Origin of the sequence: Natrinema zhouii (assembly GCF_013456555.2) — an archaeon.
Taxonomy (GTDB): Archaea; Halobacteriota; Halobacteria; order Halobacteriales; family Natrialbaceae; genus Natrinema; species Natrinema zhouii.
In genome coordinates this window covers 2315360-2331715 of record NZ_CP059154.1, presented here as the reverse complement: position 1 = coordinate 2331715, position 16356 = coordinate 2315360, and the positions used below count along the sequence as shown (strand labels likewise).

The window sequence follows — 16356 nt, the reverse complement described above, 5'->3', positions numbered from 1 at the left end:
TTTTAATTTCGAAAATAAACGAGAGAGGCGCTGCTAACCGAAAATTCTGCAGTTTCGGGAACCGTGGAACGATCCGGGGACGTGGGGTGAGGTAAAGAGTGGGCTCAAAGGCCCCGTCGCGGTCGCCGCCGAGCGAGAGTCCCGTCGGTACCGGGAACGGCGAGCGGCGTGCCGACGGAGTGGCTCATTGGTCGAACACTGCAGATCCACAGCCTTAAATCCTACTACATCGCGCTCCCGACGGGCAACACCACGACACGCGGCCGATCTCGAAGAACCGTACGAGATACTGGAAACGGTCTCGGGGCTATCACGCTTGTGAGGAGAACAATTGGGACAGTATCGCTATGAAGGGAACAGCTGGTTTATGGGGCGATGATTGCAGAGCAGGTGTCCTGCTATCGTGGCAACAGGGAATCGCCACGCCCTCCCCAGCCGATTCGCTCGCTCCTCCCGTCACTCGCTCATCCCTCGCGCAGCGTCGTGCCGCGGTTCATTAGCATTCACCGCGGCCCAGCGCGCGCCACCGCAGGTCGGTTGATTGGTCCGGAGTGAGCCAACGGTCTCCTTGAGAGAACGAGAAGACGATCCGTGTCGGCTACCGGCCCGACTCGTCCTCGGGCAGCGCCAGCACGTTCTCCCGGCCGATCCGGAACACGTCGATCTCGTCGTTCTCTCGCAGGTCGCCGACGACCTGACTCGTCTTGGCCTCGGTCCAGTCCAGTTCCGAGACGACCTCCTGTTGTTTGACTCGCCCGCCGCGTTGTTTGAGCAGGCGCAGGACCCGTTCCTCGTTGCTCAGCAGTTCCGGCGGAGGACCGTCCGCCGGCGGATCATCGGACTGGCTCGAGTTGACGGCGGTCGAGCCATCGGTAGGTGAGTCGTCAGTAGTTGAGCCGTCGGTCCGCCATTGCGCTTCGGACTCGGCCTCGATCGAACCGGTACCAGCACGATTTCGACCGAGTAACCAGCCGGCGACGCCGACGGTTGCCAACAGGGCGAGCGCGAGGAGGACGATCACCCACGGCATCGCCGGCCCACTGTTAGACGGGGTCTGTCCCGCAGACGAATTGCCGTTCTTGGTCAGTTCGACCCGGGGCTGGTCGTCAGTGAACGACGTTTCCTCACCGTGCCACGCGACGGATCCCTCCGCCGGCTCGTTCGGCATCGGATCGATCTGTGGCTCGCCATTGTTCTCGTAGACGGTGTACTCCTCCGGCCAGTGGAACTGCAACGTCGTCCCCTCCTCGAGCGTGAATCCGGACAGCGCATCGCCCGCTTTGATCTGCGTCATCTCGACGAGCGCGAACTCGGACCACGTGAAGGAGACTTTCGCGTGGCCGATCTCCCGCGGTTGCGAATCCTCCTCCGTCGTGATGGAGACGTCCGAGATGTTCATCTCACGACTCGTCTGGTTTTGCGCCTTCGCGAGGGTGTCGTTCCAACTATCGCGCTCCTCCTCGACGTACCGCTCCCTGTCGGTCGAGAGACTCTCGTTCAGGGACTCCCACTCCGCCGCGGAACTGTTCTCGCCGTAGAGATTGAACTGGTAGTCGGCGGTCACCTTTGCCGACCCGTCCTCGGCGATGACGACGTCGATGTGGATCCGATCGGCGTCCTCGAGTTGTACGCTCTCGTTCGAGCCCGTCTCGTTGCCGTCCGGCCCTTCCTGTAGCGCCGCTCGCTGTGTCCCGGCGTCGGCCGCCACGGCAGCCGGTACCGAGACGAGCGCGAGCGAACACGCGACCACCACGAGCACGCAAACCAGGGCCCGCAACCCCCTCACGTCCATTATGGGGACATGCCGTGGCCGTCTAAATAGGTCTTTCCGACCGCGGGAGCGATGGTTTTTCACACAGTCAGCCGAAGGTGAGTGTATGTCCGACACGCGCGGCGAACTCGAGGTCGAAATGCTCCTGAAGATCGTCCTCGCGCTGGTGGCCGTACTGCTCGTCCTCGAGATCGTCGGGGCGGTGATCGGGAGTATCGCGAGTCTACTCGGCCCGTTCGTCCTCGTCGTCCAGCTCGCGATCGCCGTGATGATCGTGCTCTGGTTGCTCGATCGGATCTAACGCCAGACGCGATACGACCGTTCGAGCCGGCGAGACCACCAGACTGATAGCCGTCTCGACCCACTATCCACCGAAGTGTACAGCGTCAACGTCCCGGTCCCCGGCCGCGTCCGCCAGCTCGCGAACCGGCTCCATCCCGACTTGATCGGGTTCGAGACCGTCCGCGAGGACCACTCGTGTCTGCTCAAACGACTCGGCGAGGCCGACCACGTCGCACAGCTCCAGCACCGCGCCCACCGCGCGCTCGAGGGATCCCCAGCCGTCGAAGCCGAAATCACGGGCATCGACTACTTCGAGGATCCCCCGCTGGGCTCGGCACCGGTCGTCTATCTGGCCGTCGAGAGCCCGGGCCTCGAGGGAATCCACGCCGACCTCACCGACACCTTCGAGACGGTCGAGGGACTCGAGGGTCGCGATTACGTCCCGCACGTGACGCTCGCTCGGGGCGGCGACCTCGAGACCGCAGAGCGGCTGGCCGACCGCGAGATCGAGCCGATCCGGTGGACGGTCAGCGCGCTCGAGTTCTGGGACGGGACCTACAAGCTGCCGGTAAGTCGGATCTCGTTACCGGCGTAGGGGGTCCGAGTCGGTTTCGACGGCTGCACGCGTTCACCGTCAGCCGCCGGCGGTGGCTCGAAGGTGGGAGGTGTTCTCAATCAGGATCCGCAAATACCGCTGCTACCTACGCCGGAGTGCGCAGCGCCCCTTCCCGAAGAGAGATCCGCTCGGCAGCTAAATTGGCCGTAATCTGCAGTAGCGGGGCGTCAGCGGTCAGGGTAGCGTCAACCGGCTGGCTGCGGGTTAAGTCGCCCCGGCCCTTGGCACTGTTGTGGTTTCAACGCTACTCGTCGCAGCGGTCGTCGGAATCGCCCTCGGAGCCTTCCTCCAGAAGGGGCGATTCTGCTTCGTAAACGCGTTCCGGGACTTCTTCGCGTACAAGGACTCCCGGGTCACGAAGGGGGTGCTCGCTGCGACCCTTCTGACGATGGTCTTCTGGGGTATCGCCTATCAATTCGGGTACTATCAGGGGTTCTGGACGCCCGACTGGGGGCTGACCGGCCTCGTCGGCGGCTTCATCTTCGGAATCGGCATGACCTACGCCGGCGGCTGTGCCAGCGGGACGCTCTACCGCGCCGGTGAGGGCTACCTGCAGTTCTGGCTCACTCTGCTGTTCATGGGGGTCGGCTACGCCGGATTCACCGTCGCCTTCCCGACGCTCGAGAGCACCTATTTCGAGGCGCTCACGTTCGGGACGGGGGCGACCCTGTTCGAACTCACGTCCGTCCCGGCCGGACTTCTGGCCCTCGCGGTCGCCGTCACCGGGCTGCTCGTCTACGCCACGCTGACCGGGCGCTCGTCAACGGCCGCCGCGTTCGGCGAGCGCGCGGACGTGGCACAACTCAATCCGACCGCGCTCCTCGCGCCGGTCGTGGGCCTCCGCGGGTTCGCTCGCGGAACGGCGGCATACTTCCGGGGCCTCGCCCGCGCGTGGCAGCATCCGATCGCCTCGAGCAAGCAGCCGTGGGATCCGCGGACCGCAGCGCTCGGGATCACCGCCGCCGCCGTGCTCTGGTTCAGCCAGGTCTCCATCGTCGGCGTCACCGGTCCCGAAGCCCGCTGGACGGGCTATCTCCTCTCGCAGGTCGGCGTCGACTCAGGATCGTTCGACTACTGGGGCTCGGTCCTCTTCCAGGGGCAGGGCGTCGGGATGACCGTCGACATGGTGATGATCGGCTTCGTCATCGTCGGCGCGTTCCTCGCCGCCCTCTGGAGCGGCGACTTCTCCGTGCGAGTCCCGAAGCGCCGACGGCTGCCCAACGCCGTCGTCGGCGGCCTCATGATGGGAGCGGGCTCGCGGCTCGCCCCCGGCTGCAATATCGGGAACATCTACTCCGGCATCGCGGAGCTCTCGATCCACTCGTTCATCGCCGCAATCGGCATCGTCGCCGGCGTCTACGTGATGACCCACTGGATCTACCGCGAAGTCGGCTGTGCGATCTGAGAACGAATCGTTCGCCAACTACAAACCACTCCGACCACGGAAACACGATACAATGCCATCCATCGACGACGTCACGAACGCACCGGACGAACTGAGCGACGACCGAGCGGACGAACTCCTCGAGGAGGCCGACCTCGTCCAGGACATGATGGGCGAGGTCTGTCCCTACCCGCAGGTCGAGGCCAAGAAGGGACTCCAGGGACTCGAGTCGGGCGACCTCCTCGTTCAGGAGACGGATCACGTCCCCTGTACCGAAAACGTTCCCCGAGCCGTCGGCGACGACGCCGACGCGCAGGTGTGGCGCAGCGGCGACGCGGTCTACCGAATCTACCTCCGGAAACGATAATGGTCGACGAACTCACCCCCGAGACGGTCCGAGAGCGCATCGAACGCGACGACGAGTTCGACCTCATCGACATCCGCGACGACGAGGACTACGCCGAGGGGCACCTCCCCGACGCCGAACGCGTCAGTATCGAGGAGCTCGAGGAGACCGTCGTCGACCGCGACTGGGCCGACGACGTGGTCGTCTACTGTTACATCGGCCAGACGTCGGTCCAGGCCGCACGCCTCATCGACGAGTACGGCGACGCCGAACGGGTCGCGAGCATGGCCGGCGGCTACGACGCGTGGGAGCCACTCGAGTCGTCGACTGCCGACTGATCGCCGAAGGAGTGGCGGCTCGCGAGTTCGAGCCGGGAATCGAACCGTGAGTCGTCCGGTGGCTATTACTCGACGGTCTCGCTATCTCGTAGCCATGTACCGACGCACGGTCGTCGCGGGTTCGACAGCGGTCCTTCTCGCGGGATGTAGTGAGCTGTCGAGTTTCACGGACGACGGCTACGTCGACTCGAGGGTTCAGGACGAGCAGACGGCGGAGTTCAGCGCCGAAGCCGGCGAGGAACTGACCGTGACCGTCGAGAACGTCGCCGTCGCCGAATCCGATAACGAGACGACCGTCGAGTCCGACAGTATCAGTTTCCGGCTCGACCACGCGGAGAACGGGCCGATGGAGACGCGATCGATCTCGGAGCCGGAGACGTTCGACGTGACGGCCGAAGACGGTGGGACCCACCTCGTGATCGTCACGAACGGCGCGGCCGACGTGACGGCCGAAGACGGTGGGACCCACCTCGTGATCGTCACGAACGGCGCGGCCGACGTGACGATCGAATCGAGCGAGTGACGACGTGACGGTGCGACTCGAGAGTAGTCAGGGTGCCGGCGGCTCGCTGTCGTAGGCGTCGTGGCCGCCGTAGAAGTTGAGCATCGCGAACTTGAGCTTGTCCGACGCGATGTCGATCAGTTCCTCGCGTTCCTCGTGCGGGAAGGTGCCGTTGACGCTGTACTTGCCGAGATCCGACTTCGCCGAGCGAGAGTAGCGACGGTCGAGCAGCGCGCGGACACCGACCTCCTCCGGCGAGCGGATGACTCGGCCGAGCGCCTGTCTGGTCTTGCGGACCGTCGGAATCTCGACGGCGTAGCGCCAGCCCGTGTCGGTGCCGTCGAAGGCCACGTCGTAGGCGTCCTGCACTGCCTCGGCGCGATCGTCCAGATGCGGATACGGAACGCCGACGACCAGCACCGTGTGGGCGTCGTCGCCGTCGAAGCTCACCCCCTCCGCGAGAGTACCCCACAGCGAGGTACAGAGCACCGCGTCGTCGTCCGCGACGAACTGCTGGCGGAGCTCCTCGACGGAGACGCCCGGTTCGTCCAGATAGACGGTACCGTCGGTCTCGCGCTCGAGCCGCTCGCCGTAGCGACCCGCCTCGCCGTAGTTGGGGAAGAACGCGAGCGTGTTGCCGGGCGTCATCCGGACGGCGTCGCGGATCGTCTCTGTCACCTCCTCCTGGACCGCGGGATCGTCGCGATCCGAGGAGAATAGCGGCGGCGTCTCGACGGCGTACGTTCGACGGTTTTCCTCGGGGAACTGCAGCCCGTAGGCCATCGTCACCGCGTCCTCGAGGCCCAGCACGTTCTCGGTGACGTCGAACGGCTGGATGGTCGCGCTCATCAGGACGGTCGCGTAGATCTCGTCGAACAGCTGCCCGGTCACCTGCCGCGGGAGACAGGAGTAGAGCTCCGCGCGGCCGTATATCTCGTCAGTGCCGGCGTCGCGGGTGACGGAGACGACCGGATACAGTCCCTCTGCCGAACTCTCCGACATCCACGCGCTGACGAAGCCGGCGGCCCCCAGCGTCTGACACTCCGTGCGCGTGGCCGTCTCGCCCTCGCGGTAGGCTTCCTCGTACTGCTCGTCGAGTTCCTGACCGAGTTTCATCGCGGCCTCGAGGTCGTCCTCGATCCCCCGTCCCGAGTAGCGCTGCAGGAACTCGAGGGTGAGGTCGTCCTTGCGGTCCTCGTTGGCGATGGGGACGTCTTCCCAGTTCTCGCCGATCCCCTCGCGATCGCCGAAGCCGAAGGAGTCCTCGTAGGTCTCGACGAGCGCGCGGTGAAAGGCTGAGAGGACGTTCGCGGCATCTTCCGAGCGGGGGTCGTCGGCGTCGGCCAACTCGTCGAGCGCGGAGTCGAAGGTCCGTTCGGAGCAGGTCCGGGTGGCGTGCTCGCGGGCGGCGTCCTCGACGTTGTGCGCCTCGTCGAAGACGGCGATCACGTCGTCCGGATCGCGACCCAGCCAGCGGAAGAACTGCTCGCGAATCGTGGCATCGAGCAGGTGGTGGTAGTTACAGACGACCAGATCGACGCCCTCGATCCCCTCCTTCAATAGTTCGTACCCGCAGAACTGCTGCTGTTCGGCGTACTCGTAAATCTCGTCGGGCGTGCGAACGTCCTCGAAGAGCCAGCCGAAGAAGTCGTCCGTATCCTCGGTGAGGTTGTTCCGGTAGTAGTCACAGACGTTCTGTTCCTCGAGGTCCTCGAGTCGCTCCTCGATCTCCTCGAGTTCGTCCATGACGGCGCTGCGGGCGTCTGCCGCCGACCCGTCGCCGTCCTGGCTCTCGGCGAGCAGTTCGCGCTGTCGGCGCTCGAGTTGCTCGCGGTCGCGTTCGGTATCGACGACGGCGCGGGTGTTGTCCCGCAGGGCCTGGCACTCCTCGTAGCCGACGTCGATGTGGCACATCGACGATTTTCCTTTGAAAACGACGGCGCGAATCTGTTCCTCGCGCGTAATCGCGCGGGCTTCGGCGACGAACTGGCGCATCTGCTGATGGACGTTCGTCATGATGACGACCGTCTTGTCCCGCTCGCGGGCGACCTCGAGGGCCGGCACGAGCGACGAGAGCGTCTTGCCGGTCCCGCAGGCACCCTCGAAGAGGACGTTTTGCCCCCGCCCGAGGGTGTTGTGGATGCGGTCCATCGCCTCGCGCTGGTTCTCGTACGGCCGGTCGTACGGGAAAAAGCGCATGTACCCGGTCTCGGACACAGTACGTGATAGGTTCGCGCTGCGATAAAAGGATTCGTCTCGATTCGCTCGTGGTATTTACGCGATCAGCCCGTGGCGACGACTGCGACTGTCACGTGACACAGACTACCACCGGCCGGCGAACGCACGGTACAGGGCCATAGGTCTCGAGTGCCTGCTTCTGGTATGGCGATTCCCGGATACGATGCCAGTAACGTCAACGACTACACGCTCGAGAGCGCGGGTGCCAGCGTCGACGTCGTTGCGGGCGTCATTCCCGACGAGTTCGGCCTCGCGAAGAGCGGCCGCGAGCCGCCGGTGGATGCGCTCGCAGATCCCGTCGACCTCGTGGCTCTCGACGACCTGAAGGCGGTCGAAGCCGTCCGGATCGCGCTCGTCTACGACCCCTCGAGGCTGCCGCCCGGCGCGAGCCCGACAGACGTCGCGGTCGCCGTCGAAACCGACGATGGGTGGGAGCCGCTCGAGTCGACAGTCGATCTGGAGAAGACGACGGTCACGACGGTGCTGAACGACCGGCCGCCGGGATCGACGGTGGTGGCGGGCTACGACGATAGAGACGACGCGAACGCTGAACCGACTGAATAGCGCGACCGAGAGCAACGACGGGTGCTCAGGTTTCGGGTTCGATGTAGACCTTCTGGACCTGGTCGTCGTGGGCGATCAGGGCTTGTTCGATCGCGGTAATTCGCTCGTCGATCGTCGCCGTATCGAGGTCGGGCTCGAACGCGACGTCGGCGGTGACGAGCAGCTCTTCGGCCCCGAAGTAGACGGTCCGGAAGTCGACGAGGTCGGTGACGCCGTCCCAGTCGGCGACGATGGTGCGGAGTTCGTCCTCGGCGTCTTTCGAGAGGCTCTCGCCGATGATGAGCCGCTTGTTCTCCCAGGCGAGCGCGACGGCGAATCCCATGAGCATGATCCCGATGATGAGCGCCGCGCCGGCGTCGTACATCGGGTTTCCGGTGACTTGGGTGAAGTAGATCCCGAAGAGGGCGATCCCCGCGCCGGCGAGCGCGATGGTGTCCTCGGTGAGCGCGGTCAGCGTCGTCACGTCGCTGGTCTTGCTGAACGCCTCGCGGAAGGTCGACCAGCCGTACTCGTCCATCTGACGGCTCATTCCCTGGTAGGCCTTCCAGAGCGCGTAGGACTCGAAGGCGATCGCGCCGAGCAACACGGCGTAGTTGATGGAGATCGGATCGACCATCATTCCAAAGAGGGAGACGTCCTCGCTGGCCCGATGGACGCCGCCCTCCTGTAGCGCGCTGTAACCGTGTCTGGCACTCTCCCAGCCGGCGATGCCGAAGAGCATGATGCTGACGAGGAGACTGTAGAAGAACTGCGCCTTCCCGTGGCCGAACGGATGGGACCGATTGGCTTCCTGTGCGCCGTACTTGATTCCAACCAGCAGGAAGACTTGATTGCCCGTATCCGAAATCGAGTGATACGTTTCCGACAGCATCGCGGGGCTCCCGGTGAGCATAAACCCGCCGAACTTCAGAATCGCAATCGCACCGTTCGCAAACAGTGCGGCGAGGACGACGGAGGTGCTACTGGCCATCGGCGACGACTACGGAAGGGTCACCTAAAAGTGTAAGCCGTTCTAGAGCCGGTTGCAACCGTCTCGGACCCGGGTTCCCCATTCCCGTCTACGGGTCGGACGAGTGAGTCGACCGCATCCGAAAGGGATCTGTCAGCGACGACCGAAGGACGACCATGATCGCGATCTTCTCGGACACGCACAGCAGACGTAGCCACGAACTCGAGGGAGAGGCCCTGACTGCGGCCCGCGAGGCCGAGACCATCATCCACGCGGGAGACTTCACGAGTGAAACCGCTCTCGATGCGTTCCAGGACGAGTGCGACCGACTGTTCGCCGTCCACGGAAACGCCGACGAGCCGGCGGTGTGCGACCGACTGCCGACGGCCCGCGTCGTCGAGGCGGCGGGCGTCCGATTCGCCGTCACGCACCGCCAAGACGGCGGCGAAACGGGGCTCGCGATGTTCGGTCGCTCGAGGGAGGCCGACGTCGTCGTCTTCGGCCACAGCCACCGGCCGACGGTCGTCGAAACCGACGACGCCACCCTGCTGAATCCCGGTAGCCACGCCGATCCGCGCGGGAACCGACCGGGGTTCGCCACCCTCGAGGAGCGCGACGACGGCGCGCTCGAGGGAGCAATTCGGGAACCGGACGGGACGCTGATCGAGTCGCTCGAGATCCGATCGGCGTAACCGTAACGTCTCGTGGCAAGAGAGGGAGAGCGAGGAGCTACTGAGATCCAGACTGAACGACGGCAGCGATTCACCAACGACTGATAGGGGTCGCCCGCGTATGGGCCGTCAGATGCACGACACGATACCCGTCGCGGAGATCATGGTCGAGGACGTCGTCACCGTTCCGCCCGACGCGACCGCAACCGAGGCGGCGACGCTGCTACGCGACGAGAGCGTCAGTTCGGTGGTCGTCGTTCAGGACGACGAGCCCATCGGCATCGTCACCGAGGGCGACTTCGTCACGCAACTGTGCGAACGGGTGGATTTCGGCCACCTCGAGATGCGCGAAATCATGTCGAGACCCCTGACGACGATCGAACCGACGGCCTCGATCGTCGACGCCGTGGCGCTGTTGCGCTCGGCGGATATCGAACATCTGCCGGTCGTCTCGAGCACGAAAGAGAACACCGCCGTGGCCGAGACGGACGGGGGCACCGTCACGGCCGAGACGGAGGGAAGCAACGCCACCGGCGAACTGCGGGGTATCGTCACGACGATCGAGCTCTCCTACTACGTGCCACAGCTCGTCCACCGCGCGACGGAGTCGCGCGATCAGCCGCCTCGGCGACAGGTGCGGACCGACACCCAGTACGAGCGCGACGACTGGGAGTTCGAGTACCGCGGCGAGGACGAGTCGACCGTCTCGGTAGGCGATGTCGCCCGGTTCTCGAAACCGATCTCCGAAGACGACGTCGAGGCCTTCGCGGCGGTGACCGGCGACACCAACCGAGTCCACCTCGACGCGGCCTACGCCGCCGAAACGCGCTTCGGTGAGCGAATCGTCCACGGCGTCCTGGCCAACGGGATCATCAGCGCGGCGCTGGCCCGGCTCCCGGGACTGACGATCTACCTCTCACAGGAGAGCAGCTTCCGCGCCCCGCTGCCGATCGGCACCCGCGCCACCGCTGTCTGCGAGATCGTCGAGGACCTTGGGCGGGCGAAGTATCGGATCGAAACCGTCGTGCTCGACGGCGACGGGACGACAGTCCTCGAGGGAGACGCGGTCGTCTTGATCGACGAACTCCCGCCGGTGGCTGACCACGAGCGCGGTGCAGCGACGACCGGGTCGTCCGATTAGTTCGAACAGGACCCGACCGCATCGAGCGAGTCTTCGCCCTGCTTCTTGTAGCTCTCGGCAGCGACTGGATTCCTGTCCGCAGCGGCGGCCGCCGATTCGGCGAACGCCCCCGCCGCGTCTCGCAGATGGCCGTTCTGACACGACGCCGTCTCGAAGTAGTCGACGAATCCCTCCGGAGCCTCGGATCGTCCGGCTTCGAGTCGATCCAGCGACGCCGCAAACGTCGCTTCGGCGGTCTCGAACTCCGCCTGTGCGGCCTCGTACTCGCCGTCGTCCGCGTACTCTCGGCCTCGCTCGAGCGCGCCGTACCCATCGTCGCCGTCCAGCGTCGCGTCGTACGTCCTGGTGAGGGTTTCGAGCGATATCACCGCGTCGCCGAGTGTGGCTGCGCCGTCCTCGAGATCCGCGAGATCGATACCGGACAGTTCGGCGAGCCGATCGCCGTCGATGGCATCGATCGTCGCCGTCACCTCCTCGTGGCGCTCGCGTGCGCCGGTGACCGTCTCGTTGCGGTCGTCGACGGTCTCGTTTGCCTCCTCGAGGTCCCCCTCCTCCTCGAGCACCGCGTTGACGGCCTCGATATCGTCGGCGAGCGTGTCGTCAGTGATCGTCGCGGTGACCGTGATGAGGCCGTCGACGGCGTCCGCGTACGAACGGAGCGTCTCGATGTCGCTTTCCCGGTCGTCACCCAGCTCCGATTCCGCCGTATCGAGGTGCTCGCGAGCAGCTGAGAGGTGGTTGTGCGGTTTTTGTGGATCGAAGTCGATGTCTTCGGGGTTCTCGAGGCCCTCGAGTTCGTCCAGCGACTGCGCGGCCTTGTTCAGACTGCCTGCAGCGCGGCTGAGCGCGCGTTCACCGGTTCGATCGCTGACCGTGACTTCGTTCGCATCCGATGTGTCGGTGAGCCCACCGAGACAGCCGGCTAGTCCTGCCAGGGTTCCTGTGCTTGCACCGGCCGCGACGGTGCGGGTGAGATACTGCCGACGATTCATTGTTACTCGAGGATTCGTCTAGAAGAGCATTAACGTGGTGGCAGAATGAACGTCACGTCATGTGACGTTTTCGGCGTATTTCCGCAAAACAGCGACAGGCGAGTACGAGGGGAGACCTACCCGAACGGACCCATACCGCCCATTCCGCCGCCACCGCCACCGCCGCCACCCTGTTGCATCTGCTTCATCATGCGCTGCATCTCCTGTTCGGAGCCCATTCCCTGGAACTGCTTGATGGTACGCTCCATCATCTTGTACTGCTGGAGCAGTTCCCGAACTTGCTCCTCGCTGGTGCCCGAGCCGCGGGCGATGCGCTTGATCTGGTTCGCACCGATGGCTTTGGGATACTCCTTTTCCGCTTCGGTCATCGAGTCCATGATCACCGTGAACGCCCGCATCCGATCCTGGGTGACGTCCATCGCGTCATCGGGCAACTGGTCTTTGATCCCGCCGCCGAGACCGGGGATCATGTCCATCACCTGATCGAGCGGCCCCATGTTGTTCATCGCCTCCATCTGTTTCTGCATGTCGTTCAGGGTAAACTGACCCTGCAACATGTCCTCGGGGTCCCAATCTTCTTCCTCGATCTCGGTCTGCTCCATCGCGCGCTCGACGCGCTCTGCGAGCTGGCTGAGATCGCCCATGCCGAGCAGCCGCGAGATGAAGCCGTCGGGCTCGAAGCGTTCGACGTCCTGGACCTCCTCGCCGGTCCCGAGGAAAGCGATCGAGGAGTCGGTCTGGTCCACCGCGGTGAGGGCTCCGCCACCCTTCGCCGTCCCGTCTAACTTCGTGATGACGACGCCGTCGATCCCGATCGACTCGTCGAACTGCTGTGCCTGATCCTTCGCGCCCTGCCCGATCGCGGCGTCCAGGACGAGCAGGGACGTGTCGGGCTCGACGACGCCCTCGATCTGCTCGATCTCGTCGATCAGATCGTCCTCTAAGGCGTGGCGACCCGCCGTGTCCACGATGTGGACGTCGGCCTCGCTGGTCTCCTCGAGGCCCTTCCGGGCGATTTCGACGGGGTCCTCGCTATCGGGGTTGCCGTAGAAGTCGACCTCCGCGCGCTCGGCCATCTCCCGGGCCTGATCGTACGCGCCGGGCCGAAAGGTGTCCGTCTGGATAACGGCCGGTCGGAGCCCCTTGGTGGAGAACCACCAGGCCATCTTCGCGGCGGACGTGGTTTTACCGGACCCCTGCAGACCGGCCAGCAAGATCGTCTGTTCCTCGAGGGGCAACTCCGTGGAGTCGCCGATGAGATCGACCAGTTCCTCGTAGACGATGCGGAGGACGAAGTCCCGCGCCGGGGTGCCGGCGGGCGGTTCCTCCTCGAGGGCGCGCTCTTTGATGTTGTCCGACAGCTCCATCACGAGCGAGACGTCGACGTCGGCGGAGAGCAGCGAGCGCTGAATCTCCTTGACGATCTCCTCGATGTCTTCCTCGCTGAGTCGCGACTTCCCGCGGAGCTTGTCGAGGGTGCCCCGCAGAGAACTCCCGAGATCGTCGAGTACCATTTGCTGGGACTACGTGGCGATGGTGTTAAAGGCTTTTTCTACGACCGACGCGACAGACTCGGTTCGACGCGTGAACTCCGTCGGTCACGCTTCTGTACTCGGTCAAACCGTTCCCGTACTCGGGCGACTCAGCAGCCACGATGACTCACACTCAGGAGTCCGCGTCCCACATCCGTTCGAGCCGGTCTTCGGCGGCAGCCAGAACCGTCGAGAGGACGTCTAACGAATGGAGTGACGGGAGTTCGAGATCGGCAGTCTCGACTCCGTCGGGCGGGCGGTGGAAATGGAGACGAGCGTTATGCGGGTTCGAACGGTGTCGTAGACGCGTCCGAACGTGTCGGTCGTCTCTCGCCACCGCTGGCGCACCTCGTCGACGGCATCGGCATCCGGTACCGGATCGAACTCGGTCATGGGAGCACGTACGCGCTGTCCAGCAATATATTTTCAGCTATCGCACATATGTGAGAGGTAGCGAAGATATCGGCGGAAGCGCCTCGATCACACCACGTCCGAACCAATCGCCCGGCGTCGGAGAGTATTTCAGCCGACCGCGACAATCCCTACGTATGAGTTCCGACGCAGACGTGGATCCCTCGGAGTATGAGGCCCTCGACGATGCGGACGTGACCATGCGGCAAAACGAGCACGGACTTCACATCGCCGACGACGAGGAGACCGGCGTCTCGAGCCAGGGGCAGACGCCCGAAGAGGCCCTCGCGAACCTCGCGGCGGCGGTCGAGGGGTACACGGAAGCGACGAACGACGATCCGGGCGACGATTGGCTCTGAGACGACCCGCGTTCGATGACGCGAGCGTCGGTAGCAGTACATGTTTTTTCGAGAGGGAGACCAGACCGGATATTACCAGCGGCGATGGATCTGCAAGCGTCGCATGGCAGACACACCGCACGAGCCGTCACGACAGGTGGAATCGACGAAAACGAACGCTGCGTTCGGTCGACGACGCGTCCTCCAGGCCGGAACGGGGCTGGTTGCGACGACGCTCGGAATCGCAGCGTTCGGCGGACAGGCCGCCGCACACTTCCCGACCGACCTCGAGATCGAGATTCGACCGGGCTGCGATCGCGCGCCGATCAATCCGGACAGTCGCGGCGTCGTCCCTGTTGCCGTCCGACAGACCGACGAGTTCGATCCGACGAGCGAGCCGGTTCGGTACCGGTTCGGTGCGCCCGACGTCGTCGATGACGGTGGCGGTGCCCGACCGGTCGGCGACGGTCACGGTATCGACGCGGATCGAGACGGTCAATCGGTTCTCCTCCTGTTCTTCCGGACCGACGAGACCGGGTTCGACGGCAACGAATCGACGGGGCGGCTCGAGTGGGAACGCGACGACGAGGGGAATCACGGACTCGCCGGGACGGCGGCGGTTAGAGTAGCCACTGAAAGTCATTGAACACCTGATCGAATGACTGCGTTGCGATCAGTGTGTGAATCGTTTCAGTGGCTACTATACGATCGTCGGCCGGCGCAGCGGGGACTGACCGGGGTTCGCATAGCAGGCCCCCGTTTTACGCGGCCGTTCGTGGTTTCGAACGGTATGGATGCGTACGATATCGTCGTGCTCGGCGGCGGCTCGGGCAGTCAGGTTGCCACCGCGGCGGCCGATGAGGGCCTCGAGGCGGCCGTCGTCGAACCCGGACCGCTCGGCGGGGCCTGTATCACTCGCGGCTGCGTTCCCTCGAAGGCGCTCATCCACCGCGCGGACGTCGTGGAAGGCGTTCGCGGAGCCGAGGAGTTCGGCGTTCCCGCGCGGCTGGAAGACATCGATTACGGAGAGATCACGGCCTCGGTTCACGACACGGTCTACGCGAAGGCGGACAATCAGGAGTCCGGCCTCCGGGACAGCGAAACCGTCACGCTCTACCGCGGTGAAGGCCGGTTCGTCGACGACCGAACGATCGAGATCGATCCGAACGACGAGGCGAACGAAGCCGATCGGATCCGCGGCGAGACCGTCGTCATCGCCGTCGGGAGCCGACCGATGGTCCCGCCGATCGACGGCCTCGAGGACGTCGACTTTCTCACGAGCGACGACGCGCTCTTCCTCGAGGAACGCCCCGACGAGCTCGTGATCGTCGGCGGCGGCTACATCGGAGCCGAACTGGGCTATTTCTTCGGTGCGCTGGGAGCCGACGTCTCGATCGTCGGCCGCAGCGACCAGTTGGTCCCGCGGGAGGACGACGACGTGAGCGCGGTCGTGACCGAATCGCTCGAGACGTACTGCGACGTGTACACCGGCTACGAAGCCGGGTCGGTCGCCGAAACCGACGGCCGCGTCACCGTGACGGCCGAGCCCGCGGGCGAGGACGAGAGCGGCGACGACACCGTCGAACTCACCGCCGACGACCTCCTGCTCGCGACCGGTCGGCGGCCCAATACCGACGCGCTTGACCTCGAGGCCGCGGGCGTCGAAGCGGACGACAAAGGGTACGTCGAGACCGACGAGCGCCTCGAGACGACCGCCGAGAACGTCTGGGCGCTGGGCGACGTGGTCGGCGAGCAGCCGTTCAAGCACGCGGCCGACGACGAGTCGAAGACTGTCGCGGCGAACGTACTGGACGATGCCGGGAAGACGATCGACTACGAGGCCATGCCACACGCAATCTTCACCAGCCCACGGGTCGCGAGCGTCGGGCGAACGGAGGACGAACTTGAGGACGAAGGCCGCGAGTACGAGGCCGTAACCGTCCCCTACGGGGCCGCGCCGCTGGGGATGATCCTCGAGGCCGACGACGGCTTCGTCAAGGCCATCGCCGCGCCGGACGGCGAGATTCTGGGCTGTCACATCGTCGGCCCGCAGGCCGCGACGCTGCTCCACGAGGTGGTCGTCGCGATGGATGGCGGCGGAACGGTTGATGACGTCGCGGGGCCGGTCCACGTCCACCCCGCGCTGAACGAGGTGGTCTATGCGGCGTTCGACGACCTCTCGGACGCGCCATACTCGACGGCACCGGACTGGCGAGACGTCTCGTGATCGCCCGACGGAGGGCGATCCGAGAACGGCCGCCGCCGGCTCCGTCTCCCCGAG

18 protein-coding genes are annotated in these 16356 nt (G+C 65.0%); 12 read left to right on the top strand and 6 right to left on the bottom strand.

Going from position 1 to position 16356, the window contains the following annotated elements:
* Nucleotides 1-598: 598 nt before the first annotated feature.
* Nucleotides 599-1792, bottom strand: a complete 1194-nt coding sequence (locus HYG81_RS30210) for a helix-turn-helix transcriptional regulator (protein ID WP_180839803.1) — start codon at nucleotides 1790-1792, stop codon at nucleotides 599-601.
* 85 nt (nucleotides 1793-1877) lie between these two features.
* Here HYG81_RS30210 and HYG81_RS30205 point away from each other — a divergent pair, with 85 nt between their 5' ends.
* The 6 genes from HYG81_RS30205 (at nucleotide 1878) to HYG81_RS30180 (ending at nucleotide 5260) form a co-directional block, all read left to right on the top strand.
* Complete coding sequence (locus HYG81_RS30205) at nucleotides 1878-2072, top strand: DUF7554 family protein (RefSeq protein ID WP_180839802.1); 195 nt, start codon at nucleotides 1878-1880, stop codon at nucleotides 2070-2072.
* 75 nt (nucleotides 2073-2147) lie between these two features.
* Nucleotides 2148-2648 (top strand): 2'-5' RNA ligase family protein, encoded by a 501-nt coding sequence (locus tag HYG81_RS30200; RefSeq protein ID WP_180839801.1) that lies wholly within the window; start codon nucleotides 2148-2150, stop codon nucleotides 2646-2648.
* A 253-nt stretch (nucleotides 2649-2901) separates the two neighbouring features.
* Complete coding sequence (locus HYG81_RS30195; RefSeq protein ID WP_180839800.1) at nucleotides 2902-4074, top strand: YeeE/YedE family protein; 1173 nt, start codon at nucleotides 2902-2904, stop codon at nucleotides 4072-4074.
* Nucleotides 4075-4126: 52 nt separating this feature from the next.
* Nucleotides 4127-4420, top strand: coding sequence for a sulfurtransferase TusA family protein (locus HYG81_RS30190; protein WP_180839799.1), 294 nt, complete (start codon nucleotides 4127-4129; stop codon nucleotides 4418-4420).
* On the top strand, nucleotides 4420-4737 hold the full coding sequence (locus tag HYG81_RS30185; protein ID WP_180839798.1) for a rhodanese-like domain-containing protein: 318 nt from the start codon (nucleotides 4420-4422) through the stop codon (nucleotides 4735-4737). Before HYG81_RS30190 ends, HYG81_RS30185 begins: the two co-directional genes overlap by 1 nt.
* Before the next feature lie 94 nt (nucleotides 4738-4831).
* A complete protein-coding gene (locus HYG81_RS30180; protein ID WP_226375940.1) occupies nucleotides 4832-5260 on the top strand; it encodes a hypothetical protein in 429 nt (142 codons plus the stop codon).
* A 27-nt stretch (nucleotides 5261-5287) separates the two neighbouring features.
* Here HYG81_RS30180 and HYG81_RS30175 read toward each other — a convergent pair whose 3' ends face one another.
* Nucleotides 5288-7438, bottom strand: coding sequence for an ATP-dependent DNA helicase (locus HYG81_RS30175; protein ID WP_180843015.1), 2151 nt, complete (start codon nucleotides 7436-7438; stop codon nucleotides 5288-5290).
* 183 nt (nucleotides 7439-7621) lie between these two features.
* Here HYG81_RS30175 and HYG81_RS30170 point away from each other — a divergent pair, with 183 nt between their 5' ends.
* On the top strand, nucleotides 7622-8041 hold the full coding sequence (locus HYG81_RS30170; protein ID WP_180839797.1) for a hypothetical protein: 420 nt from the start codon (nucleotides 7622-7624) through the stop codon (nucleotides 8039-8041).
* A gap of 25 nt (nucleotides 8042-8066) precedes the next feature.
* On the opposite strand, the gene HYG81_RS30165 is transcribed toward HYG81_RS30170, so the two are convergent.
* The gene (locus tag HYG81_RS30165) at nucleotides 8067-9011 is read right to left on the bottom strand and encodes a cation diffusion facilitator family transporter (RefSeq protein ID WP_180839796.1); all 945 of its coding nucleotides are present in this window, start codon (nucleotides 9009-9011) and stop codon (nucleotides 8067-8069) included.
* 155 nt (nucleotides 9012-9166) lie between these two features.
* On the opposite strand from HYG81_RS30165, the gene HYG81_RS30160 reads away from it, so the two are divergent.
* Nucleotides 9167-9682: a metallophosphoesterase gene (locus HYG81_RS30160; protein WP_180839795.1), complete on the top strand. Its 516-nt coding sequence runs from the start codon at nucleotides 9167-9169 to the stop codon at nucleotides 9680-9682.
* A gap of 112 nt (nucleotides 9683-9794) precedes the next feature.
* A complete protein-coding gene (locus HYG81_RS30155) occupies nucleotides 9795-10802 on the top strand; it encodes a CBS domain-containing protein (protein ID WP_180839794.1) in 1008 nt (335 codons plus the stop codon).
* Here HYG81_RS30155 and HYG81_RS30150 read toward each other — a convergent pair.
* The 3 genes from HYG81_RS30150 to HYG81_RS45765 all read right to left on the bottom strand — a co-directional run bounded on the left by HYG81_RS30150 (nucleotide 10799) and on the right by HYG81_RS45765 (nucleotide 13719).
* Nucleotides 10799-11794 carry a hypothetical protein gene (locus tag HYG81_RS30150; RefSeq protein WP_180839793.1) on the bottom strand — a complete coding sequence of 332 codons (996 nt, stop codon included), beginning with the start codon at nucleotides 11792-11794 and terminating at the stop codon, nucleotides 10799-10801. The genes HYG81_RS30155 and HYG81_RS30150 overlap by 4 nt on opposite strands.
* A 116-nt stretch (nucleotides 11795-11910) precedes the next feature.
* The gene (locus tag HYG81_RS30145; protein WP_180839792.1) at nucleotides 11911-13308 is read right to left on the bottom strand and encodes a signal recognition particle protein Srp54; all 1398 of its coding nucleotides are present in this window, start codon (nucleotides 13306-13308) and stop codon (nucleotides 11911-11913) included.
* A gap of 219 nt (nucleotides 13309-13527) precedes the next feature.
* Nucleotides 13528-13719 (bottom strand): hypothetical protein, encoded by a 192-nt coding sequence (locus HYG81_RS45765; protein WP_226375939.1) that lies wholly within the window; start codon nucleotides 13717-13719, stop codon nucleotides 13528-13530.
* A 155-nt stretch (nucleotides 13720-13874) separates the two neighbouring features.
* On the opposite strand from HYG81_RS45765, the gene HYG81_RS30135 reads away from it, so the two are divergent.
* From HYG81_RS30135 to HYG81_RS30125, 3 genes are all read left to right on the top strand, one after another.
* The gene (locus tag HYG81_RS30135) at nucleotides 13875-14096 is read left to right on the top strand and encodes a type II toxin-antitoxin system HicB family antitoxin (RefSeq protein WP_180839791.1); all 222 of its coding nucleotides are present in this window, start codon (nucleotides 13875-13877) and stop codon (nucleotides 14094-14096) included.
* Between the two features lie 103 nt (nucleotides 14097-14199).
* The gene (locus HYG81_RS30130) at nucleotides 14200-14721 is read left to right on the top strand and encodes a hypothetical protein (protein WP_180839790.1); all 522 of its coding nucleotides are present in this window, start codon (nucleotides 14200-14202) and stop codon (nucleotides 14719-14721) included.
* Between the two features lie 144 nt (nucleotides 14722-14865).
* On the top strand, nucleotides 14866-16302 hold the full coding sequence (locus tag HYG81_RS30125) for a dihydrolipoyl dehydrogenase (protein WP_180839789.1): 1437 nt from the start codon (nucleotides 14866-14868) through the stop codon (nucleotides 16300-16302).
* Nucleotides 16303-16356 lie beyond the last annotated feature (54 nt).

What these genes read in the sequence shown, in the direction of transcription:
- HYG81_RS30210 (WP_180839803.1), bottom strand. Translation starts at nt 1,792, where the DNA reads ATGGACGTGAGGGGGTTGCGGGCCCTGGTTTGCGTGCTCGTGGTGGTC.
- HYG81_RS30205 (WP_180839802.1), top strand. Translation starts at nt 1,878, where the DNA reads ATGTCCGACACGCGCGGCGAACTCGAGGTCGAAATGCTCCTGAAGATC.
- HYG81_RS30190 (WP_180839799.1), top strand. Translation starts at nt 4,127, where the DNA reads ATGCCATCCATCGACGACGTCACGAACGCACCGGACGAACTGAGCGAC.
- HYG81_RS30185 (WP_180839798.1), top strand. Translation starts at nt 4,420, where the DNA reads ATGGTCGACGAACTCACCCCCGAGACGGTCCGAGAGCGCATCGAACGC.
- HYG81_RS30180 (WP_226375940.1), top strand. Translation starts at nt 4,832, where the DNA reads ATGTACCGACGCACGGTCGTCGCGGGTTCGACAGCGGTCCTTCTCGCG.
- HYG81_RS30175 (WP_180843015.1), bottom strand. Translation starts at nt 7,438, where the DNA reads ATGCGCTTTTTCCCGTACGACCGGCCGTACGAGAACCAGCGCGAGGCG.
- HYG81_RS30170 (WP_180839797.1), top strand. Translation starts at nt 7,622, where the DNA reads ATGGCGATTCCCGGATACGATGCCAGTAACGTCAACGACTACACGCTC.
- HYG81_RS30165 (WP_180839796.1), bottom strand. Translation starts at nt 9,011, where the DNA reads ATGGCCAGTAGCACCTCCGTCGTCCTCGCCGCACTGTTTGCGAACGGT.
- HYG81_RS30160 (WP_180839795.1), top strand. Translation starts at nt 9,167, where the DNA reads ATGATCGCGATCTTCTCGGACACGCACAGCAGACGTAGCCACGAACTC.
- HYG81_RS30155 (WP_180839794.1), top strand. Translation starts at nt 9,795, where the DNA reads ATGCACGACACGATACCCGTCGCGGAGATCATGGTCGAGGACGTCGTC.
- HYG81_RS30150 (WP_180839793.1), bottom strand. Translation starts at nt 11,794, where the DNA reads ATGAATCGTCGGCAGTATCTCACCCGCACCGTCGCGGCCGGTGCAAGC.
- HYG81_RS30145 (WP_180839792.1), bottom strand. Translation starts at nt 13,308, where the DNA reads ATGGTACTCGACGATCTCGGGAGTTCTCTGCGGGGCACCCTCGACAAG.
- HYG81_RS45765 (WP_226375939.1), bottom strand. Translation starts at nt 13,719, where the DNA reads ATGACCGAGTTCGATCCGGTACCGGATGCCGATGCCGTCGACGAGGTG.
- HYG81_RS30135 (WP_180839791.1), top strand. Translation starts at nt 13,875, where the DNA reads ATGAGTTCCGACGCAGACGTGGATCCCTCGGAGTATGAGGCCCTCGAC.
- HYG81_RS30130 (WP_180839790.1), top strand. Translation starts at nt 14,200, where the DNA reads ATGGCAGACACACCGCACGAGCCGTCACGACAGGTGGAATCGACGAAA.
- HYG81_RS30125 (WP_180839789.1), top strand. Translation starts at nt 14,866, where the DNA reads ATGGATGCGTACGATATCGTCGTGCTCGGCGGCGGCTCGGGCAGTCAG.